The sequence below is a fragment of the Pseudomonas sp. GW821-FHT12A04 genome (genome assembly GCF_058807755.1).
Map to the genome: position 1 here is coordinate 16911 of NZ_JBXAQZ010000024.1, position 23428 is coordinate 40338.

General features: G+C 60.0%; 20 protein-coding genes. 2 read left to right on the forward strand and 18 right to left on the reverse strand.

Going from position 1 to position 23428, the window contains the following annotated elements:
- Nucleotides 1-10: 10 nt before the first annotated feature.
- The 14 genes from AC1RS8_RS27400 to dksA form a co-directional block, all read right to left on the reverse strand.
- Nucleotides 11-1027: a class I SAM-dependent rRNA methyltransferase gene (locus AC1RS8_RS27400; protein WP_489339236.1), complete on the reverse strand. Its 1017-nt coding sequence runs from the start codon at nt 1025-1027 to the stop codon at nt 11-13.
- Between the two features lie 193 nt (nt 1028-1220).
- On the reverse strand, nt 1221-2093 hold the full coding sequence (locus AC1RS8_RS27405) for an oxygenase MpaB family protein (protein ID WP_489339235.1): 873 nt from the start codon (nt 2091-2093) through the stop codon (nt 1221-1223).
- 130 nt (nt 2094-2223) lie between these two features.
- Nucleotides 2224-4161, reverse strand: a complete 1938-nt coding sequence (acs, locus tag AC1RS8_RS27410; RefSeq protein WP_154947950.1) for an acetate--CoA ligase — start codon at nt 4159-4161, stop codon at nt 2224-2226.
- A 231-nt stretch (nt 4162-4392) separates the two neighbouring features.
- Entirely contained in the window at nt 4393-6057 is a 1665-nt protein-coding gene (gene pgi, locus AC1RS8_RS27415; protein WP_057713271.1) for a glucose-6-phosphate isomerase, read from the reverse strand.
- A 224-nt stretch (nt 6058-6281) separates the two neighbouring features.
- Nucleotides 6282-6662 (reverse strand): aspartate 1-decarboxylase, encoded by a 381-nt coding sequence (gene panD / locus AC1RS8_RS27420; RefSeq protein ID WP_003228271.1) that lies wholly within the window; start codon nt 6660-6662, stop codon nt 6282-6284.
- Nucleotides 6663-6896: 234 nt separating this feature from the next.
- Entirely contained in the window at nt 6897-7757 is an 861-nt protein-coding gene (gene panC / locus AC1RS8_RS27425; RefSeq protein ID WP_057713272.1) for a pantoate--beta-alanine ligase, read from the reverse strand.
- Nucleotides 7754-8554 (reverse strand): 3-methyl-2-oxobutanoate hydroxymethyltransferase, encoded by an 801-nt coding sequence (gene panB, locus AC1RS8_RS27430; RefSeq protein WP_008050167.1) that lies wholly within the window; start codon nt 8552-8554, stop codon nt 7754-7756. Before panB ends, panC begins: the two co-directional genes overlap by 4 nt.
- 364 nt (nt 8555-8918) lie before the next feature.
- Complete coding sequence (folK, locus tag AC1RS8_RS27435) at nt 8919-9404, reverse strand: 2-amino-4-hydroxy-6-hydroxymethyldihydropteridine diphosphokinase (protein ID WP_489339234.1); 486 nt, start codon at nt 9402-9404, stop codon at nt 8919-8921.
- 3 nt (nt 9405-9407) lie between these two features.
- Nucleotides 9408-10808, reverse strand: a complete 1401-nt coding sequence (locus tag AC1RS8_RS27440) for a polynucleotide adenylyltransferase PcnB (RefSeq protein ID WP_056728631.1) — start codon at nt 10806-10808, stop codon at nt 9408-9410.
- Nucleotides 10809-11605: 797 nt separating this feature from the next.
- Nucleotides 11606-13039 (reverse strand): sigma-54-dependent transcriptional regulator, encoded by a 1434-nt coding sequence (locus AC1RS8_RS27445; RefSeq protein ID WP_057713275.1) that lies wholly within the window; start codon nt 13037-13039, stop codon nt 11606-11608.
- A 22-nt stretch (nt 13040-13061) separates the two neighbouring features.
- Entirely contained in the window at nt 13062-16016 is a 2955-nt protein-coding gene (locus AC1RS8_RS27450; protein ID WP_167362842.1) for a sensor histidine kinase, read from the reverse strand.
- Nucleotides 16000-16176 (reverse strand): hypothetical protein, encoded by a 177-nt coding sequence (locus tag AC1RS8_RS27455; RefSeq protein WP_003176118.1) that lies wholly within the window; start codon nt 16174-16176, stop codon nt 16000-16002. Before AC1RS8_RS27455 ends, AC1RS8_RS27450 begins: the two co-directional genes overlap by 17 nt.
- 77 nt (nt 16177-16253) lie before the next feature.
- Complete coding sequence (gene gluQRS, locus AC1RS8_RS27460) at nt 16254-17150, reverse strand: tRNA glutamyl-Q(34) synthetase GluQRS (protein ID WP_057713277.1); 897 nt, start codon at nt 17148-17150, stop codon at nt 16254-16256.
- A 229-nt stretch (nt 17151-17379) separates the two neighbouring features.
- Entirely contained in the window at nt 17380-17820 is a 441-nt protein-coding gene (dksA, locus tag AC1RS8_RS27465; protein ID WP_008053890.1) for an RNA polymerase-binding protein DksA, read from the reverse strand.
- Nucleotides 17821-18153: 333 nt separating this feature from the next.
- Here dksA and AC1RS8_RS27470 point away from each other — a divergent pair, with 333 nt between their 5' ends.
- Nucleotides 18154-19326 (forward strand): pyridoxal phosphate-dependent aminotransferase, encoded by a 1173-nt coding sequence (locus tag AC1RS8_RS27470; RefSeq protein WP_489339233.1) that lies wholly within the window; start codon nt 18154-18156, stop codon nt 19324-19326.
- Nucleotides 19326-20039 carry a DNA/RNA nuclease SfsA gene (sfsA, locus tag AC1RS8_RS27475; protein WP_489339232.1) on the forward strand — a complete coding sequence of 238 codons (714 nt, stop codon included), beginning with the start codon at nt 19326-19328 and terminating at the stop codon, nt 20037-20039. Before AC1RS8_RS27470 ends, sfsA begins: the two co-directional genes overlap by 1 nt.
- Here the strand turns inward: sfsA and AC1RS8_RS27480 are convergent.
- The 4 genes from AC1RS8_RS27480 to AC1RS8_RS27495 all read right to left on the reverse strand — a co-directional run bounded on the left by AC1RS8_RS27480 (nt 20036) and on the right by AC1RS8_RS27495 (nt 23348).
- Complete coding sequence (locus AC1RS8_RS27480) at nt 20036-20353, reverse strand: Rieske (2Fe-2S) protein (RefSeq protein WP_489339231.1); 318 nt, start codon at nt 20351-20353, stop codon at nt 20036-20038. The genes sfsA and AC1RS8_RS27480 overlap by 4 nt on opposite strands.
- A gap of 481 nt (nt 20354-20834) precedes the next feature.
- Entirely contained in the window at nt 20835-21107 is a 273-nt protein-coding gene (locus tag AC1RS8_RS27485) for a TfoX/Sxy family protein (RefSeq protein ID WP_057713281.1), read from the reverse strand.
- A 249-nt stretch (nt 21108-21356) separates the two neighbouring features.
- Nucleotides 21357-21701, reverse strand: coding sequence for a pentapeptide repeat-containing protein (locus AC1RS8_RS27490; RefSeq protein WP_008053898.1), 345 nt, complete (start codon nt 21699-21701; stop codon nt 21357-21359).
- A gap of 90 nt (nt 21702-21791) precedes the next feature.
- Nucleotides 21792-23348 (reverse strand): bifunctional aminoglycoside phosphotransferase/ATP-binding protein, encoded by a 1557-nt coding sequence (locus tag AC1RS8_RS27495; protein ID WP_429522084.1) that lies wholly within the window; start codon nt 23346-23348, stop codon nt 21792-21794.
- Nucleotides 23349-23428 lie beyond the last annotated feature (80 nt).

Below are 23428 nucleotides of genomic sequence, written 5' to 3' on the forward strand. Positions count from 1 at the left end.
CCGACGACGGTCAGAGCTGCAGGATCAGGGTTTTCAGCGGTGGCTGTTGATCCATTGACGGAAAATCGGCGCCCGGTTTCATCACGGTCCATTCACGCACCGGCCGCCCGGCCTTCTCTGCACAACGCAAAACCTGTTCACGCCAGTCGTCCATGCTGACTTTCGCCAGGTTGTTGCAGCAGATCAGCACGCCGTTGTCGGCGGTGGTCAGCAAGGCCGGTTTGAGCAGGCTCTGGTAGTCGCGCAGCAGGTCGACGGTGCCAAATGCACTCTTGGCCCAGGCCGGAGGGTCCAGCAGCACCAGATCGTACTGGCGCTGTTCCAGGCGCTGATAGCTCGGCAGCTTTTGCCCGCGGCGCTGGCTGATCGGCAGGCCGGCCAGTTGGCGAATGGCCGGGAAGTAGTCGGACTGGATAAATTCCATGGTCGGCAACTGCGGGTTGAGCTGCCCGTTCTCCCGACCGACCGCCAGGTTGCCTTCGGCGAAGTCCAGGTTGCACACCTCGCATGCGCCACCGGCGGCGGCACTGAGGCCGACACCACAGGTGTAGGCAAACAGGTTCAGCACGCTTTTGTTCTTGCTGTGATCCTTGACCCAGCCGCGGGTGTTGCGCAGGTCGAGGAACAGCAGCGGGTCCTGTCCGGCGTGGCGACCACGCACCCGATAGTTCAGGCCCCATTCGTGGCCGACCAGGTCTTGCAGGGCGGCTTCGTCGGCGCGGTAGACGATGTCATCGCGATCGATGCGCGAGTTGCCACGGGAGCGGTCGTTGTAGACCAGCAGGGTTTCAAAACCCAGGTGTTGATTGATCGCTTCGTGCAGTTGCAGCAGCGTCTCGCGCTCCAGCGCCTGGTGGAAACTTTGCACCAACAACTGCGGGCCGTAGCGGTCGATGGTCAGGCCACCGGCGCCTTCCTGGCTACCGTGGAAGAGGCGATAGCAATCGGTGCCCTGCAGGTGCAGTTCGGCGAGCAGGTCCTGGCGTTGATCGAGGGCGGCGCGCAGCGCCTGATTCAAGGAAGACATGCTGGGCGCCTTGCAGGAGGGAATTGGGCGCGGGAGTTTAACACTGTGGCGAGGGGGCTTGCCCCCGTTCCAGTGCGTAGCACTGGCAAAATTTCGGAAACGCTCGTGAGCTTGGGGTCGCTTCGCAGCTCAACGGGGCGGTGCGGCGATCCGACAAGCCCCCTCGCCACAGAAAAAATCGCAGCAATACCTGTTAGGTCAATAACCCCATCCGCCGTTTAGCCCGCTGCACCGAACCGTTACGCACCGCCCAGCGCAGCATCGGCGCACTGCGATTGACGCTGGCGCGGATCAGCTTGCGTTGCAGCGGGTTCTGGCTGACGCCGAGCATGTCGCTGGCCCAGTCCGGCAGCAGGTCGATCCCGGCCTGCATCATCAGACCGCCGAAAGGTTTGGCCAAGCGACTGGGGGAGGGGGCGCTCAGCAACAGGCGCAGGACTTCACGACTGCGCTCGTCGCACAGCAGTTGAGGACGGATGCGCTTGAGGTAGTCGGCAATTTCCAGCCGCGAGCGGGGCACATCCCGGGCGCCCAGGCGTTCGGCGACCAAGGCGATTTCCGCGTAATAGCGATCCTGGTCGGCAGGTGAAAGATGCGGGTTGCGATAGCGCAAATGCGCGGCGAGAAAGTTGCTGACTTCTGCCACGTGCACCCACGTCAGCAATTCGGGATCGCTGGCGGCATAGGGGCGGCCATCCGGCGCCGTGCCGGTAATCTGCAAATGGATGGTGCGGACTTTTTCGATCAGCCACTCGGCATCCTGTCGAGAACCGAAGGTAGTGCCGGAGATGAACTGCCCGGTGCGGCGCAGGCGGCCGAGCATGTCTTCACGAAAGTTCGAATGGTCCCAGACCCCGGCCAATGCCAGCGGGTGCAGGGCCTGCAGCATCAGGGCACTGATGCCACCGATCAGCATGCTGCTGAAATCGCCATGGACTTGCCAACTCACCGAGTCTGGCCCGAACAGCCCGGGGTCGCCCTTGGGGTTTTCCAGGTCGAGTTTGCCCAAAGACAAACCGGACAGGCTCATGATCTGGGTTTCGATGCGGGTACGGATGAATTCCATGGCCACTCTGTAATTTTCTGTAGGAGCGAGCCTGCTCGCGATGGACGTTAACGATAACGCGTGTTTCCTGAATAAACGCGGTATGTCGGAGTTCATCGCGAGCGAGCTCGCTCCTACAGAAGACAGAACGTTATTGATTCAGGCGTTTATCGATCAAGCCTTGTACCACGCTTGGATCGGCCAAGGTCGAAGTGTCGCCCAGATTGTCCAGTTCGTTGCAGGCAATCTTACGCAGAATGCGCCGCATGATCTTGCCTGAGCGGGTTTTCGGCAAGGCCGGCGCCCACTGGATCAAGTCCGGTTTGGCGAAACTGCCAATTTCCTTGCTGACCAGGGCCAGCAATTCTTTCTTCAGTTCATTGTTGGTTTCGACGCCGTTCATGGGTGTGACGAAGACATAGATGCCTTGGCCCTTGATGTCGTGGGGATAACCGACCGCAGCGGCCTCGGCAATGCTCTCGTGCAGCACCAGGGCGCTTTCCACTTCGGCGGTGCCGATACGGTGGCCGGACACGTTGATCACATCGTCGATGCGCCCGGTGATCCAGTAGTCGCCATCTTCATCGCGCCGCGCGCCGTCACCGGTGAAGTAGTAGCCGGGGTAGGGCTTGAAGTAGGTGTCGACCATGCGTTGCGGGTCGCGATAGACACTGCGGATCTGTGCAGGCCAGCTGGACTTTATGGCCAGTACGCCGCTGCCGGCGCCCTTGATTTCCTTGCCTTGCTCGTCGAGCAGCACCGGTTGCACGCCGAACATCGGTTGTGTCGCACAACCGGGCTTGATCCGCTGGGCACTGACCAGCGGGCTGAGCATGATGCCGCCGGTTTCGGTCTGCCACCAGGTGTCGACGATCGGGCAACGCTCTTCGCCGACCTCATGGAAATACCATTCCCAGGCTTCCGGGTTGATCGGTTCGCCAACCGTGCCGAGTAGCCTGACGCTGGCGCGGGATGTTTGCTTCAACGGTTCCGGGCCTTCGCGCATCAGTGCGCGCAGGGCCGTCGGGGCAGTGTAGAAAATGTTCACCTTGTGCTTGTCGATCACCTGCCAGAAGCGCGAGGTACTCGGGTAGTTCGGCACGCCTTCGAAAATCAGCGTGGTCGCGCCGTTGGCCAGCGGACCGTAGACGATGTAGCTGTGGCCAGTGACCCAGCCTACGTCGGCGGTGCACCAGAAGACTTCGCCGTCGCGGTAGTCCAGCACGTACTTGAAGGTCATCGCTGCTTGCAGCAGGTAGCCACCGGTGGTGTGCAGCACGCCTTTGGGTTTGCCGGTGCTGCCGGAGGTGTAGAGGATGAACAGCGGGTCTTCGGCGTCCATCGGCTCGGGCGGGCAATCGGCGCTGGCTTCGCGCAGGGCCTGCTGGTACTTGATGTCCCGTCCTTCGACCCAGTTCACCAGCCCCTCGGTGCGCTCGACCACCAGCACGCTGCTCACGTCCGGGCAGCTTTGCAGCGCCTTGTCGACGTTCTGCTTGAGTGACACGACCTTGCCACCGCGCACGCCTTCGTCGGCAGTGATCACAGTGCGGCAATCGGCGTCGAGAATGCGGTCGCGCAACGAGTCCGGGGAGAAGCCGCCGAACACTACCGAGTGCACTGCACCAATACGGGTACAGGCCAGCATGGCGTAGGCCGCCTCGGGAATCATCGGCATGTAGATGCACACGCGGTCGCCTTTTCTCACGCCACGGTTTTTCAGCACATTGGCCAGGCGGCAGACGTTTTCATGCAGTTTTTTGTAGGTGATCGATGTCGAGTCGGCAGGGTCGTCGCCTTCCCAGATGATGGCGACCTGATCGCCGCGTTTCTCCAGGTGTCGGTCGATGCAGTTGTAGCTGACGTTCAATTGCGCACCGGCAAACCAGCTGGCTTCACCGGTTTTCAGGTTGTAGCGCTGGACGGTTTCCCAGGGCGCGCTCCAGTCCAGAAAGCGCGTGGCCTGTTCGGCCCAGAAGGTGCTGGGGTGTTCGACGGATTGGCGGTACAGGCGCTGATAGTCGTCTTGACTCAATTGTGCGGCCCGGCGGACGGCATCGGCTTTGGGGAACGTGCTGATATCGAACATGACGGTTCCTTATGCTTGTTTTGCGACAAGGATAAAGATGCGCCGAGAGGTCCATGGGTTCAAGTCAGATACAAAACAACTGTGGGAGCTAGCTTGCTCGCGATGAGGGCATGGAGGTCAACATGGTTGTCGACTGACAGTCCGTCATCGCGAGCAAGCTCGCTCCCACAGGGAATTGTTTTTGCCCACAGGATTCGGGTTGATCCAAAGCCCGTGGGTTGTGCTATCAAATCACCCGCGGTGACGACCACGGAAGTAATTGATCAGCCCTTGGGTCGAGGCGTCCTCGGCCGGGGTTTCTTCGCTGCCGACCAGGCGGTTGTAGACGCCTTTGCCCAGCTCCTTGCCCAGTTCCACGCCCCACTGGTCGAAGGCGTTGATGCCCCAGATCACGCTTTGCACGAAGACTTTGTGTTCGTACATCGCCACCAGAGCACCGAGGCGACGCGGGCTGATGCGCTCGACCACCAGGGTGTTGCTCGGACGATTGCCCGGGATCACCTTGTGCGGCGCGAGTTTCTGCACTTCGGCGTCACTCATGCCTTTGTCGCGCAGCTCGGTTTCGGCCTCGGCAAGGGTCTTGCCGAGCATCAGCGCCTGGCTCTGGGACAGGCAGTTGGCGTACAGCCACTGGTGGTGGTCGGACACTGGGTTGAAGCTGACGATCGGCACGATGAAGTCGGCCGGGATCAATTGGGTGCCCTGGTGCAGCAACTGGTGGTAGGCGTGCTGACCGTTGCAGCCGACGCCACCCCAGATTACCGGCCCGGTGTCTGTGGACACTGGCTTGCCGTCCTGGCGCACGCTCTTGCCGTTGGATTCCATGTCCAGCTGTTGCAGGTGCTTGGTGATGTTACGCAGGTAGTGATCGTACGGCAGGATCGCGTGGCTTTGCGCGCCCCAGAAGTTGCCGTACCACACGCCGAGCAAGGCCAGCAGCACCGGCATGTTCTGTTCGAAGGGCGCGGTCAGGAAGTGCTGGTCCATGGTGTAGGCACCGGACAGCAATTCCTTGAAGTTGGACATGCCGATGGCCAGGGCAATCGGTAGACCAATGGCCGACCACAGCGAGTAGCGCCCGCCGACCCAGTCCCACATCGGGAAGATGTTCTCTTCGCGGATGCCGAACGCTACTGCGGCGGCGTTGTTGCTCGATACCGCGATGAAGTGGCGATACAGCTCGGCTTCCGAACCACCCTGGGCCAGATACCACGCACGGGCAGCCTGGGCGTTCTTCAGGGTTTCAAGGGTGTTGAAGGATTTCGACGAGACGATGAACAGCGTGGTCTCGGCGCGCAGCTTCATGGTCAGTTCGTGGAACTCGCTGCCGTCGATGTTCGCCAGGTAATGGCAACGCACGCCTTTCTGGGCGTAGGACAACAAGGCTTCGGACACCAGCTCAGGGCCGAGGAAGGAGCCGCCGATGCCGATGTTCACCACGTCAGTGATCGGCTTCTCGGTGTAACCGCGCCACAGACCGTCGTGGATACGGCCGACGAGGTCGGTGATCTGGTTCAGCACCTTGTGCACTTCGGGCATCACGTTGACGCCGTTGACCGACAGCTTGTCGCCGACCGGGCGGCGCAGGGCCGTGTGCAGGGCTGGACGACCTTCGGAAGAGTTGACGATTTCGCCATCGAACAGCGACTTGATCGCGCCCTTGAGGTCGACTTCGTTGGCCAGGCCCACCAGCAGATTGCGGGTCTCGGCGTTGATCAGGTTTTTCGAATAGTCGAGAAACAGGCCGCAGCTGCTGAGGGTGAATTGAGTAAAACGCTGCGGATCGGCATTGAAGGCTTCGCGCATGCTGAAATCCTGCATGGCTTGGCGGTGGTCATTCAACGCTTGCCAGGCGGGCAGAGCGGTAACGTCGTGAGGAGTGCGGTAATACGCCATCGCTGCGGGTTTCCTTATTACTTGAACGGCCTTTTGAACACTAAAAATCCCGGAGCGCTGTGGGTGGGCGTTCCGGTCAACTGCGTCGACACGATTTCATGGCGCAGGGCGAATACAGTAAACCCCGCGCAATGATCTGTCTTGACTTTGTCTGACCTGTTTCCGGTACTTTTTTAACATCGAAGTTAGGAACGGCCCGACAAACGGAAGAGACAAGACTCGTATCAGGCAACCTGGACCGGAATGGCATTGCTGGTGTGGCTCAGTTCATTGCCCGGTGCCATGTAGAGCATGCGTGGCTTGAAGTTGAGCAGTTCGGCTTCGCTGTAATGAGCGTAAGCGCAGATGATCACGCGATCACCGACCTTGGCCTTGTGGGCAGCGGCGCCGTTGACCGAGATCATGCGCGAACCTTCTTCGCCACGGATGGCGTAGGTGGTGAAGCGCTCGCCGTTGTCGACGTTGTAGATCTGGATCTGCTCGTACTCACGAATGCCGGACAGGTCCAGCCATTCACCGTCGATGGCGCAGGAGCCTTCGTAATCGAGTACAGCGTGGGTGACTTCGGCGCGATGCAGCTTGGCTTTGAGCATGATGGCGTGCATGAGTATTTCCCAGGTCGGAATCGAACGGCGGGCAGTTTGCCCGAAGGGGTTGTGGGCGGCAATACGAATGAAGCGAAGGGTTTGAAGTGTACTTTTGTGGCGAGGGGGCTTGCCCCCGTTCCAGTGCGTAGCACTGGCAAAATTTCGGAAACGCTCGAAAGTTTGGGGCCGCTTCGCAGCCCAACGGGGGCAAGCCCCCTCGCCACAGACTCACTCCACAGAATTCGAGAGTGTTTAGATTGGCGCGTCGAGGTTCAGGTGCAGGTTGTCGATCAACCGCGTCGTACCGAGGAACGCCGCCACCAGAATCACCAGGTCACGATCCTGCGCCGTCGCCGGGCGCAAGGTCAGTGCATGGCGGATTTCCAGATAGTCAGGACGCAGGCCGGCTGCTTCAAGCTGTTTGATCTGGGTGCCGATCAGCGCCGGGTAGTCGCGTTCGCCCTGCTTGATCGCTTCGCCGATCGCATTCAGCGTGCGATAAACCACCGGTGCCACAGCGCGTTGCTCTTCGCTGAGGAAACCGTTGCGCGACGACAGCGCCAGGCCATCGGTTGCGCGAACAGTCGGCTCACCGATGATCTGGATCGGCATGTTCAGGTCATGAACCAGCGCGCGAATCACCGCCAGTTGCTGAAAGTCTTTCTCGCCGAAAATCGCCAGGTCCGGCTGGACCATGTTGAACAGCTTGCTGACCACCGTCGCCACGCCTTCGAAATGCCCCGGACGGCTGGCGCCGCACAGACCTTCGGACAATTGCGGGACACTGACGCGGGTCTGGCCGGCCATGCCGTCGGGATACATTTCTTCAACGGTGGGGGCAAACAGCAAATGGCAACCGGCCTGGAGCAGTTTTTCCTGGTCGGCGGCGAGGGTGCGCGGGTACTTGTCGAGGTCTTCGCCAGCACCGAATTGCAGCGGGTTGACGAAAACGCTCGCCACCACGAAGTCCGCCCGTTGGGAGGCTTTGGTCACCAGCGCCACGTGGCCGCTGTGCAGGTTGCCCATGGTTGGCACAAAGGCGATGCGTTTGCCTTCGCCACGGGCTCGGGCCACGGCGGCCCGCAGTTCGCGTACGGTTTTTACGGTGTTCATGCAGAGAATCCGTGTTCTATCCCAGGGAAAGTTGCCGCTTTGACTTCAGTCACGTAGGCATTCAATGCAGCTTCAATGCTGGTCTGGCCAGTCATGAAGTTTTTCACGAATTTCGGCACGCGACCGGTAATGGACAGGCCCAGCATGTCGTGCAGAACCAGCACCTGGCCGTCGGTGCGATTGCCGGCGCCAATACCGATCACCGGAATCTTCACCGCCTGGGTGATTTCTTCCGCCAGTTCGCTCGGGACGCACTCGAGCAGCAGCATTGCCGCGCCAGCCTGTTCCAGGGCGATCGCGTCGGCACGCATCTGCCGCGCCTGGTTTTCATTGCGACCCTGGACCTTGTAGCCGCCAAGGATGTTCACCGACTGTGGCGTCAGGCCCATGTGCGCGCAGACAGGGATGCCGCGCTCGGCCAGCAGGCGGATCGAGTCGGCCAGCCACAACGCTCCTTCGACCTTGACCATGTGCGCGCCGGCCTGCATCAACAGGGCGCTGTTGGTCATGGCTTGCTCGGTGGTGGCGTAGGCCATGAAAGGCAGGTCGGCGAGGATCAGGGCATCGCTGTTACCGCGTTTGACGGCGGCCACGTGGTAAGCCATTTCCGAGGTGGTGACAGGCAAGGTGCTGTCGTGGCCCTGCAGAACCATGCCGAGGGAGTCGCCCACCAACAGCACTTCGACGCCGGCCTGATTGCAGGCGTGGGCGAAGGTCGCGTCGTAGCAGGTCAGCATGGTGATTTTTTCACCTTTTTGCTTCAGACCTTGCAGGGTGGTCAGGGTGATGGCTGGCATGAAAAGTTCCTCATTCAGGCGCTGTGGAAACTACTGCGAGTAACGCGCGTGATTCTTCGTTGAATACAGGCGCACGCTCTTTCGTCGTGCTTTTAAGGCCTGGATTGCGCCCTTGAACGCCGTGTAGGCGGCAGCGGGACGCCTATAGTCGTGAGGAGAACGAGGGAAGTCAATTGCGTGTGTTACCGCATTGTTACGGGTGGGGTGTTACCGGGGTAACTGATGCGATTCAGCAGCAGATCTTGTGCGCGACACAAAACCAATGTGGGAGCGGGCTTGCTCGCGAAGGGCGCATCAGATTCAACATTAATGTTGATTGATACACCGCTTTCGCGAGCAAGCCCGCTCCCACAGGGTATTTGTGTCACGCCGGGAGGAGGCGTTCCAGGCCGACGAACGGGCATGCCTTGAGCAGTTCGGCCAAGTTCCGGCCATCGACCAAGTGCAGATCCGCAGGGGCCAGTTCCGCCAGCGGGTACAACACGAAGGCCCGTTCCTGCATGTGGTAATGGGGAACCTTGAGGCGCGGTTCGTCGATCAGGCGATCACCGAACAGCAAGATGTCGAGGTCCAGCGTGCGCGGTCCCCAACGCTCAAGACGCTCGCGACCCTGGCCGTTTTCGATGGCCTGCAAGGCATCCAGAAGATCCAGCGGCGCCAGTGTGCTGTCGAGAGCGGCGACTGCATTGGTGTAACGCGGTTGGCCGGGCAGAAGCGAGTCACTTTGGTAAAACGCAGAAACCCCGACCAACTCCGATTGCGGCAACTGCGCCAGCGCTTCGACGGCGCTGCGCAATTGTTCGGCGGGGTCAGCCAGATTGCTGCCCATGCCGATGTAGATGCGTTCCATGGATTACTCGCCCGTGGTGCTCGAAGCGCCGGCAGCGCGTTTGCGCTTGGAACCACCGCTGCGGCGACGCTTGCGCGGGGCGCCGGTGCCTTCGTCCTTGCCGCTGAGGTCGCGAATCATGTCGCGACGCTCGCTTTCGTTGGCGTCCTGATAGTCCGTCCACCATTCGCCCAGGCCATCGGTCTGCTCGCCGGCGCTTTCACGTAGCAGCAGGAAGTCGTAGCCGGCGCGGAAGCGCGGATTGTCCAGCAACAGATCGGCACGCTTGCCGCTGCGGCGGGGCAGGCGTTCCTGCATGTCCCAGATTTCGCGGATCGGCATGGTGAAGCGTTTCGGAATCGCAATGCGCTGGCACTGCTCGGCAATGAGTTCGTGCGCCGCTTCCTGCATCGCCGGAATCGGCGGCATGCCACGCTCCTGCAGGCGCAGGACGCGGGCCGGCAGGGCAGGCCAGAGCAGGGCTGCAAACAGGAACGCCGGGGTCACCGGTTTGTTCTGCTTGATCCGCAGGTCGGTATTGATCAGGGCTTCGCTGATCAGGGTGTGGGTGTACGTCGGGTTGTATTCCAGTGCTTCGGCGCTGGCGGGGAACAGTGGATCGAACAACTGCAGGTCGACCAGCATTTCAAACGTGTCGGCGGCATGGCCGGAGAGGAACAGCTTGAGCACCTCTTCGAACAGACGAGCCGACGGGATCTCGCGCAGCATCGGCGCCAGGCCGCGGATAGGCAGGGCGCTGTGTTTTTCGATGCCGAAGTTCAGCTTGGCGGCGAAACGCACGGCCCTCAGCATCCGTACCGGGTCTTCCTGGTAGCGTTGCGTCGGATCGCCGATCAGGCGGATCAGGTGATTGCGGATGTCGTGTACGCCGTTGGCGTAGTCGAGGATGCGTTCGCTGACCGGATCGTAATACAAGGCATTGATGGTGAAGTCGCGACGTTGCGCGTCCTCTTCCAGGGTGCCGTAAACGTTATCGCGCAAGATGCGCCCGCTTTCGTTGCGCGAAGACTGGTTGCTGTCTTCCTCGTCTTCGTTTTGCGGGTGATTGGCGCGGAAGGTCGCGACTTCGATGATTTCGCGGCCGAAGTGGATGTGCACCAGTTTGAACCGGCGCCCGATGATTCGCGCGTTACGGAATTCGGCCCGTACCTGCTCGGGTGTGGCGCTGGTGGCAACGTCGAAATCTTTCGGGGTGATACCCAGCAGCATGTCGCGCACGCAACCGCCAACCAGATAAGCCTGATAACCGGCGTTCTGCAGGCGTTCAACGATATTCACCGCGTAACGGCTGAATTGCGCCTTCTGCAGCGAGTGTTGGCCGCTGTTGAGCACTTCAGGCGTGCTGCGAATGTGTTGCGTAGGACGCTTGGGAGAACGGAATGACTGGAACAGCTTCTTCAGCATGGGATGCACTGTTTGAAGGAATATTCGGCCATAACAGAAGAATGACCGCATGATGGGCGGGGATTCTAGCATTTAGTCGGGGGATGGTGTAGGACACTGTGGGAGCGAGCTTGCTCGCGATGGTGTGAACGATGATGCGGAAAACCGGATGCCCAGTGCTGCCTGTGGTTTTTTCGCGAGCAAGCTCGCTCCTACAGGTACAGGAAGCGGGTATGGGGGGGAATCGCAGAAACCACAAGGGGAGCCGAAGCTCCCCAAGAAGTAGTTGCATGCTCTATTTTTATTTTTGGTTTCGGGCTTCTTGTTTTTGTTGAGTGCCCTCGCCATGAAGCTTTCCTTCATGACCCTCCCAATCGGGAGCCAAGAGCAAACGGATTGCTTTGGTCGCTGAATTGCAGTGATCTTTCGATCCAACCAGTACAGGCTCTGTCTTAAGACAGTTTTTTGTTGTTCTCGGCCTGGTCGTGGGGCAAGCCCCAAATACAACGCCTCTCCAAAAGAATCAGTTAGCTGCGCCTCTCGCCGTCTTGTTTTTATTGTGCGTGAGTCGATTCGTCTTATTTTTATTGTCTTGTGCATTGCTTGTTATTGTTCTTGTACCAAACATATAGCAGGGTGCGTGCCAACTTTTGCGAAACTCAATAAAACAAGGGGTTAGGCCGGTCGGCAGGCATTTCGAGGGCCAAAAAAAGCCGGGGCTTCGTTACCGTAAGCCCCGGCTTCTGTTACGTGAAAAAACTGAGGTAACAGTTTTTTCAGCAAAGTCATGTGTTACCCGCACATGAGACAGGTACGGTTCAGCTTTCGCTGGTCACCCCGGTCTTGCGACGTGGGATTCCCAGGCGCTGACGGCGCTCCCACAGGCATTTGCGACTGACCCCGAGCTTGCGGGCCAGCTCGGTTTCGGTCATGTGGTCCTGATGTTCGAGGACGAAATGCTGGAAGTAGTCTTCCAGGGAGAGATCTTCGGTCGGTTCGTGGTTGCTGTTACTGGCGTTGCCCTGTTGTGGCGCCAGGCCAATGAATTCGTCGTCTTCCAGGTCGCCCAGTTCGATGTCGATACCCAGCAGCTCGGCGGAGATTTCCGGGCTTTCGCACAGGATAACGGCGCGCTCGACGGCGTTTTCCAGTTCACGAACGTTGCCCGGCCAGGAGTAGTGACGAATGGCTTGCTCGGCATCCGCGGCGAATTTCAGGTCGGTGCGGTTGATCCGCGCACTTTGCCGCGCCAGGAACGCATTGGCGATTTCGTTGACGTCCGCACCGCGTTCGCGCAGGGCTGGCAACTTCAGCGCGATAACGTGGAGGCGGTAATACAAGTCTTCACGGAACTGGCCGATCTTCGCCAGGCTCTTGAGGTCGCGGTGAGTCGCGGCGATCAGGCGCACGTCGACTTTTTGCGACTGCACCGAGCCCACGCGACGAATCTCGCCTTCCTGCAATACGCGCAGCAGGCGAGCCTGGGCTTCCAGTGGCAGTTCGCCGATTTCGTCGAGGAACAAGGTGCCGCCGTCCGCCGCTTCCACCAGGCCGGCGCGCCCGGCGCTGGCGCCGGTGAATGCGCCTTTTTCGTGGCCGAACAGCTCGGACTCGATCAGGCTTTCCGGAATGGCTGCGCAGTTCACCGAAATCATCGGCGCCTTGGCACGTTTGGACAGGTTGTGCAGGGCGCGCGCCACCAGTTCCTTACCGGTACCCGATTCGCCCTGGATCAGAACGTTGGAGTCGGTCGGTGCCACTTTGCGGATCTTGCCGTACAGGTCCTGCATCGGTGGGCACGAGCCGATAATGCCGATCTCACCGTTGCTGTTGTCGGTACCGGATTTCGCCGCACCGTTGGCGGCTTTGCCGGCAACCGCTTCACCGCCGGCTTGTACCGTTTGTCGGTCACGCAGGATTCGTGCGGCCGCTTGCAGCATTTCGTCATGGTCGAATGGCTTGGCAATGTAGTCCACCGCGCCCATTTTCATCGAGTCGACCGCCGAGCGCAGGCTGGCATAGCTGGTCATGATCAGCACCGGCGTGCCCTGGGCGAGCTTGATCAACTCCGTGCCAGGCGCGCCCGGCAGGCGCAGGTCACTGATGATCAGGTCGAACGAGGGAATGGTGAAGCGTTCTTGTGCTTCCTGCACTGATCCGGCTTCGCTGACCTGGTACTGGTTACGTTCCAGCAGGCGGCGCAAGGCGGAGCGGATAATGGTTTCGTCTTCGACGATCAAAATGTGCGGCATTGATTCGATACTCTCGACGGTCTCAGTTCACAGCGGACGTCGCTTCGACATGACGCGGCAAGGTAACCCTGATTCGGGTACCGCGTTGGCTTTGAACATCAGCCGGGCTGTCGATGGTGATTTGTCCATAATGCTCTTCAACGATGGAATAGACCAGTGCAAGGCCCAGACCGGTGCCTTCGCCAGGGTCCTTGGTGGTGAAGAAAGGTTCGAACAATCGGTCCATGATGCTCGACGGAATACCGCTGCCTTCGTCCTCCACGATCAGATCGACCGTGTGTTCGCCGGCTTCGCTCTTGACCCGTACCGCACTGCCGGGAGGCGAGGCGTCACGGGCGTTTGAAAGCAGGTTGATCAATACCTGAGCCAACCGTTGCGGGTCGCCTTCGACCCAGTGTTCGGGGTCGCACAGGTTGTAGAACTGCACTTCGAAATTGCGCCGGTTCAGGGCCAGCAGGCCGATGGCATCCTGAGCCACTTCGGCCAGACAGACGGGCTCGTCGTTGTGCTGATGGCTGCCGGCATGGGCAAAGCTCATCAACGACTGGACGATGCGCGACACGCGTTTGGTCTGCTCGAGGATCTGGCCGCTGATTTCCTTCAGCTCGCCGTCTTCTTCACGTTCTTCGCGCAGGTTTTGCGCCAGGCACGCGATACCGGTGATCGGGTTGCCGATTTCATGGGCCACGCCGGCCGCCAGTCGACCGATGCTGGCCAGGCGCTCGGAGTGCACCAGTTTGTCCTCGAGCATCTGGGTTTCGGTCAAGTCTTCCACCAGCAACACCAGGCCACTGTTGCCCGGTGCGAGGGGTTCGTCGATCGCCGCTTTGTGCAGGTTCAACCAGCGTGTCTGGCCGTCGAGGGCCAGGTGCTGTTTGTGCAAGTGCTCGTCCGGCAGATTGATGAAGCCTTGCAGCAGGTCTTTCCATGGGTCGGCAATGGTACTCAGGCGCGAACCGACCACGCGCTGCGCGGCGATGCCGGTGAGTTCCTCCATGGCCTTGTTCCACATGAGGATCTCCTGATCCTTGGCCAGTGAGCAAACGCCCATCGGCAATTCCTGAAGGGTCTGGCGGTGATAGCGGCGCAAGGCATCGAGCTCGGCGGCCAGGCCGGTCAGGCGTGAGTGGTAATCCTCGAGGCGGCTTTCGATGAAGTGAATGTCTTCGGTGACGTAGTTTTCGCCGCCAGCCTTGTACGGCAGGAACGTCTCGACCATGTCCTGGGCCACGCTCGGGCCCATCAGGCCGGAGAGATTGGCTTCGATGCGGTCACGCAAGCGACGCAGGGCATAGGGGCGGCGCTCGTCGAAAGGCAGATAGAGGTCGCGCAGTGCCTGTTCCACTTCTTTCTGCGCCGCTTTTGCACCCAGTGGCTTGGCCAGTTGCGTGGCGAACTCCTGGGGCGAGGCGGCGTGCAGTTCCCGGCGTTGCGGGCGGCGAACGTTATCCACAGCGCAGGCTTCGGCAGCGCTGGCCTCTTCGGTGCTGGCGTTGGTGAACAGCGAGATCAGCGTGAACATCAGCACGTTGGCCGCCAGCGAGGCAATCGCCGCCATGTGCCAACTGGTGTCGTCCAGCACGTAGATCATGTTCAGCAGTGGAATGTAGAAGCCTTGCAGGTTGCCAACCAGCGGTAACAGCATGGTCACCAGCCACACCAGGATCCCCGCCAGCAAGCCGGCGATGAAGCCGCGACGGTTGGCGGTCGGCCAATACAGGACCGAGAGCACGCCCGGCAGGAACTGCAACGTGGCGACGAAAGCGACAATGCCGAGGTTGGCCAGGTCCTGCTCGGCTCCGAGCATCAGGTAGAAACCGTAGCCGGCCATGATGATTGCGACGATCAGCGCCCGGCGAGTCCACTTCAGCCAGCGGTAGATGTTGCCTTCGGCCGGTGGTTGATACAGCGGCAGGACCAGGTGGTTCAAGGCCATCCCGGACAGTGCCAGCGTGGTGACGATGATCAGGCCACTGGCGGCGGACAGCCCGCCGACATAGGCCAGCAACGCCAAAGCCTTGCTGTTGGCGGCGATACCGATTCCCAGGGTGAAGTATTCCGGGTTGGTGGTGGCGCCCAGTTTCAGGCCGGCCCAGAGAATCAGCGGCACTGCCAGGCTCATCAGCAACAGGAACAGCGGTAGGCCCCAGCTCGCACTCACCAGCGAACGCGGGTTGAGGTTCTCGGTAAAGGTCATGTGATACATGTGCGGCATCACGATCGCCGAGGCGAAGAACACCAGCAGCAGCGTACGCCACGGGCCTTCCTGCAACGGTGTGTGCAGGGCGGCGAGCGCGGTCTGGTTTTGCAGCAGCCACAGTTCAAGCTGTTGCGGGCCGTCGAACACGCCGTAAAGCGCATACAGCCCGACACCGCCGAGGGCGATCAGCTTGATCACCGACTCGAAGGCAATCGCGAACACCAGGCCTTCATGCTTTTCGCGGGTGGCGATGTGACGGGAACCGAAGAAAATCGTGAACAGCGTAATCAGTGCGCAGAAGCTCAGGGCCACGCGATGCTGTACCGGCTCTCGGGTGAGGATGCTGATGGAGTCGGCGACCGCCTGAATTTGCAAGGCCAGCAGCGGCAGTACGCCGACCAGCATGAAAATCGTGGTCAGCGCACCGGCCCAGGTACTGCGGAAGCGGAAGGCAAACAGATCCGCCAGCGACGACAGTTGATAGGTGCGGGTGATCTTCAGGATCGGGTAGAGCAGCACCGGCGCCAGCAGGAATGCCCCGGAAACGCCCAGGTAGCTGGACAGAAAACCGTAGCCGTATTGATAGGCCAGGCCCACGGTGCCGTAAAACGCCCAGGCACTGGCGTAGACGCCCAGTGACAGGGTGTAGGTCAGCGGGTGGCGAATGATCGCCCGGGGAATCATGCCCCGTTCGCTGATCCAGGCCACACCGAACAGCACCGCCAGGTATGCGGCGCTGATCAGGATCATCTGGGTCAGACTAAAGCTCATCGGCATCTTTTTGGCTCTGCAGGATGAAGGTCACGACGATCAGAATCAGCCAGAGCAGATAAGGGCGATACCAGGCGCCAGTGGCGTCGATCCACCAATCCATGATGGCCGGGGAAAACAGGTAAATCCCCACTACCAAAAGCAGGACCAAGCGATAGATGTACATCCCGGCCTCTCTTTTTTATGCGCGTGCCCGAAAACGTGCGGCGATGGTAACGGATGGGTGCGCCACTGCAAGTGCGATCACAATAGCTGTGCCTCGGGCAGGCTCAGTGTGCGCGGGATCAGCGAGGCATCCCAGTGGGCAATGCCCCAATTGAGCACTTCCCGTGGCGTGGCGTACGTCAGTTCGGTTCCCGGGTTCTGTCCCAGCGCCCGTAGCGCCCGCAGCAGCAGTGGCGTTGCCTGATCCTCGGTCAACGGCGGCGAACGGTAGGATTTACCGAGTTTGTTGCCGTCAGGCTGGGTAATCAGCGGGATATGCAGATAACGCGGTTGAGGCAGGCCGAGCAGTTCTTGCAGGTAGAGCTGGCGGGGCGTGGAGTCCAGCAAGTCGGCACCGCGAACGATATCGGTGATGCCTTGCCAGGCGTCGTCCAGGACCACCGCCAATTGATAAGCGTAGAGCCCGTCGCGGCGGCGGATCACGAAATCGCCGACTTCCCGCCCCAGATGCTGTCGGTATTGGCCCTGCACCCGGTCAATGAAATGGTATTCCAGTTCCGGTACGCGCAGGCGGATGGCCGCATCGTCAGTGCCATGGCCGGCATTGCGGCACAAGCCCGGATAAATCCCGTGATACGGCTCCAGCTGTTTGCGCGAGCAGGTGCAGGCGTAGGCCAGGCCTTGATTGAACAGGCGATCGATCACCTCGGCGTAGGCATCGTGCCGCTCGCTTTGGCGAACCAGGCCGCCATCCCACTCAAAGCCATAGCTTTCCAGTGCCTTGAGAATGGCCGCCTGGGCGCCGGGTACTTCACGGGGGGGATCGAGGTCTTCCATGCGCATCAGCCAGCGTCCACCCACCGAGCGCGCGTCCAGGTAGGAGGCCAGCGCGGCGACCAGTGAACCAAAATGCAGGTGGCCGCTGGGCGTCGGGGCGAAACGCCCGATGTAGGTGGGGGAGGTGGTGGCGGTCATCAGGGCAAGGCTACTTATTCCAGGCTGTCGTCAGATTCCTGTAGGAGCGAGCTTGCTCGCGATTGCCGTCAACGATAACGCTGGGAGTCTGGTACCCCGCAGCGTTCTCAGGTTCATCGCGAGCAAGCTCGCTCCTACAGTGATGGCGATTTTAATCGCAACGGGCATCAGCGAATTTTGGAAACAAAAACGGAGCGTTCGCACGCTCCGTTCTTCGTTCAAGTCGCAATTATTTGCCGACTTGCTTTTCCTTGATTTCCGCCAGGGTCTTGCAGTCGATGCACAGGTCGGCGGTAGGGCGCGCCTCGAGGCGCTTGACGCCAATCTCGATGCCGCAGGACTCACACCAGCCGTACTCTTCGTCTTCGATCAACTGAAGCGTCTTGTCGATCTTCTTGATCAACTTGCGTTCACGATCGCGGGCACGCAGTTCGAGGGCGAATTCCTCTTCCTGGCTGGCACGGTCTGCCGGATCAGGGAAGTTGGCCGCTTCGTCCTTCATGTGGTCCACGGTCTTGTCGACACCTTCCATCAGCTCTTTCTTCCACTGATTCAGGACCTTGGTGAAGTGCTTGCGCATGGGCTCGCCCATGTACTCTTCGCCGGTTTTCTGAACATAGGGCTCGAAGCCGCTGATCGTCTGGTTTTGCTGCTTTGCTTGGGTGGACATGAAATAGACCGCCTCTACTCTTGTAATCCATCTGCGCAGGATTGCTCCATCACCGACACCTGCCGGCCCTGCGGCTGCAAGCGGGCGAACTTACCAGATCAACTCGGGCCGCGCTACTCCCGGATGTCGAGCTCGCGGCACAGGGTGCTTGCAAATGATGACAAACCGTTGTCTGGTGGCTCTGGAACCCTGCTCAATTATTGATTTTAGTCAAACCTTGCGCGCGCGCCTGAGTCGTTTGTGATCGGCCTTACAAGGCCTCTGACCGCTTTAGGTTCTCGCTCGTTCCTGCGCTTGGGTAGAATCGGTTTTTTTTCCGTTGAAGGAAGGCCAATGGCTCAGCCCTACAGTGCCCGCAGTCGCGCGATCGAACCTTTCCATGTCATGGCGCTGCTGGCGCGGGCCAATGAATTGCAGGCCGCCGGCCACGATGTGATCCACCTGGAAATCGGCGAGCCGGACTTCACCACCGCCGAACCGATCATCCGGGCCGGCCAGGCTGCGCTGACAGCGGGAAAGACCCGTTACACCGCCGCACGCGGCATTCCAGAGCTGCGCGAGGCCATTTCGGGCTTCTATCAGCAGCGTTATGGTTTGAACATCGATCCGCGGCGCATCCTCATCACGCCTGGCGGGTCCGGCGCGTTGCTGCTGGCCAGCGCTTTGCTGGTCGACCCCGGTAAACACTGGTTGCTGGCGGATCCGGGCTACCCGTGTAACCGGCATTTCCTGCGGCTGGTCGAAGGCGCGGCACAACTGGTGCCGGTCGGTCCGGAGGTGCGCTATCAATTGACGCCGGACCTGATCGAGCGTCATTGGGACCACGACAGCGTCGGCGCATTGGTGGCGTCGCCAGCCAATCCAACCGGCACGATCCTGACCCGCGACGAGCTGGCGAAGCTGTCTGTCGCGATCAAGGAGCGCCACGGTCATCTGGTGGTCGACGAGATTTATCACGGCCTGACCTACGGCACCGATGCGGCCAGCGTGCTGGAAGTCGACGACAGTGCATTCGTTCTGAACAGCTTTTCGAAGTACTTCGGGATGACCGGTTGGCGGCTCGGCTGGCTGGTGGCCCCCGACGCGGCCGTCGGTGAGCTGGAAAAGCTCGCCCAGAACCTCTACATCAGTGCTCCAAGCATGGCGCAGCACGCTGCGCTGGCCTGTTTCGAGCCGGCAACCATCAGCATTCTCGAAGAGCGTCGCGCCGAATTTGGCCGGCGTCGGGATTACCTGTTGCCGGCCTTGCGTGAACTGGGCTTCGGTATTGCCGTGGAGCCGGAAGGGGCTTTCTATTTGTACGCCGATATCAGCAAGTTCGGCGGCGATGCCTTCGCGTTCTGCAAACACTTTCTCGAAACCGAGCACGTGGCATTCACCCCGGGGCTGGATTTCGGGCGTTATCAGGCCGGGCATCATGTGCGGTTTGCCTATACGCAAAATCTCGAGCGTTTGCAGGAGGCGGTCGAGCGCATTGCCCGTGGGTTGCGGAGCTGGCAAGGCTGATGCGTTTTCATCCTCCCCTCGAAGAAGGGCGCCTGATCCGACGTTACAAGCGATTTCTCGCCGATATCGAAACCGTTGGCGGCGAATTGCTCACCATTCACTGCCCGAACACTGGCTCGATGCTCAATTGTCAGGTCGAAGGCGGGCAGGTCTGGTTCAGTCGCTCCAACGACCCGAAACGCAAGTTGCCTGGCACCTGGGAGATTGGTGAAACTCCGCAAGGGCGGCTGTTTTGCGTGAATACCGCCCGAGCCAATGGTTTGATCGAAGAGGCGCTGCGGGCGGGCGTCATCACCGAGCTGAACGGTTTTACCGGGCTCAAGCGTGAAGTGGCTTATGGTCAGGAAAACAGTCGTATCGATTTCCGCCTTGATTACCCCGAAGGGCCGGCCTACGTCGAAGTCAAAAGCGTGACCCTGGGCTTCGACGGTACGGCGGTGGCGGCGTTTCCCGATGCGGTCACCCAGCGTGGCGCCAAGCACTTGCGGGAGCTGGCCCACCTGGCGAGGGACGGTATTCGCGCGGTGCAGTTGTACTGTGTTTGCCTGACCGACATCGAGGCTGTGCGCCCGGCGCAGGAAATCGATGCCGCTTATGCGCAAGCCTTGCGTGAGGCTATTGCCTGTGGTGTCGAGGTGTTGGCTTACGGTGTGCGGTTGAGCCACGAAGAAGTGCTGGTCGACCGACGTCTGGACGTGTTGCCGGGCGGCTAAAGGCTGATCCAGATCCCTTGTTCATCCTCGCGGCAGACCACGCTGGTCAAGGCTTGCCCTGCGCAAGGGCCGGCGACGCATTCACCGTCTTCGATCAGGAACAGTGCGCCATGGGTGGCGCACTGGATCAGGCTGTTGCTGGGGTCGAGAAACTGGTCGGGATGCCACTCCAGGGCAACGCCCCGGTGCGGGCAGCGATTGATGTAGACGTAAACCTGTTCGCTGCGGCGCACTGCAAAAAACTTTTGGTCATCGATGTCGAACCCGCGGCTGCTGTCATTGACCAACTCGGCGCCTGCGCAAAGCAACTTCATGTCTATCCTCGGTCCCGCAACTCGTGACGGGATATGTCCGAGCTGGGCGGTTAAATGCTATCAAATGGCGGTCTTGCCCGCCGGGGACAAGTGCCTGTCGTCGAGGATACTTGGCCTGATCATTCGATGCCCGGGAAACCTTCAAAGAAAGCTGTTTATGCGCCTGACCACCCGCGTCGTCGTGATCTGCATGGAGCATCCATCGCGGCATCCTGTCAGTACTTTTCCACAGGCAAAAAAAGACCCGGCAAGAGCCGGGTCAAATAACCGTGATTAGCCTGATGAGGAGATAATCCGAGAGTCCGAACCAAGGGCTTTTCAGAATATCGACCAGTCTCGCGACCAGTTGTGATAATCATATCGATTCTCATTACCAAGTCAACCGCTGTTTTTCGATTTCCTTGCGATTTGCCGGATTTGTGTCTGCAGGCCCCGCAATCATTGGGTTCCAGGTTGCAAAACTTCAGAAATAGTTGTCGGATCAATTCTTGTTGCGTGTAGAGATGGCTTCCAGTTGTTTGTTCAGGGCTTCCTTGCGCTCGGCAGGAATATCATTCCAGTGAACGTCCATCAGGGCGCCTTCAATTGCGTACAACAACACCTTGGACGCCCGAAAACCGCGCGTGCGCACGGCCCGATAAGCATCCACCGCCCCGAGGCGACGCAAGTCCGAAGCGCTATGGATGCCCACGGCATGCAGCCATTGCGCTGACGTCTTGCCAAGATTCTTCAGGTGTTGCAGTTCATCATTCATCAAGCCTCCTTGCGATGGCCGAATGGAGAGCGTGGGCAATCTTCTGAGGAGTGTAGCCATCAGTAGGAAAAGCGTGATTGTTTGCTCGTTTACGACGCAAATGCTTCTAAGAAACGAGCATTGGCAGTGCATGAACAAGTCTATGAGCGCAGTGGAGAGAGAGGCGGGGAAGAATCTGGAAACAAAGGGCGAACATCCCCACCGTCCAGCGCAACGAGAGGCGCCGGACGTGTCAGTCAGCGACGATGATCAGCGGGTGCGATAGCGCAATCGCGTGCCGAAGTTCATCGACATCAGGATTTCGTCGGCACTGAGTTCCACTGGAAAGTACGTACCGGAGATTTGCGCGTGGGCCAGGCTCGCGCCTTCCAGGTTCGCTTTGCGAAAATCGATGCCGCGCAAGTCGGCGGAACGGAAGTAGGCGTCGCTGAAATCCACGCCGTCGGCATTCAGTTCGCGCAGGTCCAGCCCCCGGAAATCTCCACCCACCATGTCGATGGGGCCATCCTTGGGGCGTTCACTGTTGAAGCCTTTGATGTCGTCTTTGTGCAGCAGGGCATATAGCGGTGTGTCGAGAAGTTTTGGCTGGCTCATGTCGCATCACCTGATGTTTTTATGACGCCAGTATAGTGCCACTATTTGACAGTCGTGAAGCCAGCGAGGGCCTCACGACTGAAATAGTTCTTACAGCCCTGGCAGGCGCTGGCGAATTTGCTCCACAACGGTATCGAGCGTCCCGCTTTCATTGGTCTGGACGCGTTTGCTGCAGAGGATTTCCGCGGGTGTCAGCGCTTCACGGCTGTCTTGCTGGGCGGCGATAACAGCCAGGGTGGCGTCGGACGGGTCTTTCTTGTCTGCCTGGCGCATGGCCAGCCAGCTTTCGATTACAGCCTGTGGCGCATTGCAGTCGAGGATCAGGAAGGGTGCACCCGTGGCCTCGGCCACCTTCGCTGCACTGTCACGCTGATCACGCTTGAGGTAAGTGGCGTCGACCACCACCGGGAAACCCGCACGCAGAATGACGTCGGCGATTTCGTGGAGGCGGGCATAGGTCGCCGCGCTGGCGTCGGCGCTATAGATGCCGGCCTGCACGTCATTCTCGACGGTTTGCTCGCCGAACAGGCGCTTGCGCTCGACATCGGAACGCAGGCGAATCGCGCCCAGGGCTTCGACCAGGCGCATGGCGACATGGCTCTTGCCGACAGCGGAAACACCGTGGGTAATGGCCATGAAGCGTGAAGGAATGGTGCTGTAGCTTTCGGCCAGGTTGGCGTAGTTGCGGTACTGGCGCAAGGTCGTGGCGCGCTGCACCGCAGTGGCGTCGGCCGGCATGCTGAACAGGGCAACCTTGGCGCGAACCAGTGCGCGGTAGGCTTTATAGAAGTTCAGAAGTTCGAGACCGCGATAGTCGCCGGTCAGCTCCAGGTACTGGCTGATGAAGCGACGCGCCAGGCACTTCAGGCCGCGATCTTCCAGGTCCATCGCCAGGAAGCCGGTGTCGGCATAAACGTCGGTAAAGCGAAACGGTTCGTTGAATTCGATGCAGTCGAAGATCACGACCTTGCCGTCGATCACGGTTGCATTGCCCAGATGGATATCACCGTGGCATTCACGAATGAAACCTTCGGCCTTGCGCTGGGCGAGTAGCGGTTTGAGGCGCTCGAAGCTGCTTTCGGCCCAGGCTTGCAGGGCGTCGAGTTGCAACAGGTCGGCTTTGTCGCTGAGGAACGGACGAATCTGTTCGAAGTTCTGCCGCACCGGCGCCATGACGCTGTCCGGGGTGCCGGCTTCGTGCCCGGCCGGCACTTTCGGTGCGCTGAGGTGGAAGCGGGCGATTTGCTCGGCCATCTCGTCGATGTGCGCGGTGGTCAGTTCGCCATTGGCTTGCAGGGTGCTGAGCAAGCCGTTTTGCGGGAACTGACGCATCTTCAGTACATAGTCGATGGCCGGGCCTTCACCGCCCAGTTGCGGAGCCTCGGCGCTGCCGGTGACGGGCAGCACTTCGAGATACAAATCGTCGGTCAGACGCTGGTTCAGGCGCAGTTCTTCAGCGCAAAAGTGTCCGCGAGCCTCAAGGCTGGTGAAGTCGAGAAAACCGAAATTGACCGGCTTCTTCACTTTATAGGCATAGGGGCCGGTAAGCAGTACCCAGGAAATATGGGTCTCGATGACCTGGAATCCCTCTACAGGATGCGGGTAGAGGGCAGGGTTTTGCAGGGCAGCGATCAGGGACTGGCTCACAGGCGATCCTTCAGAGTCTGGGAAATTCAAGGCCGTCATTATGGCCGCAAGTCCGCTTGACGCAAACCTCGGAGCGCTCC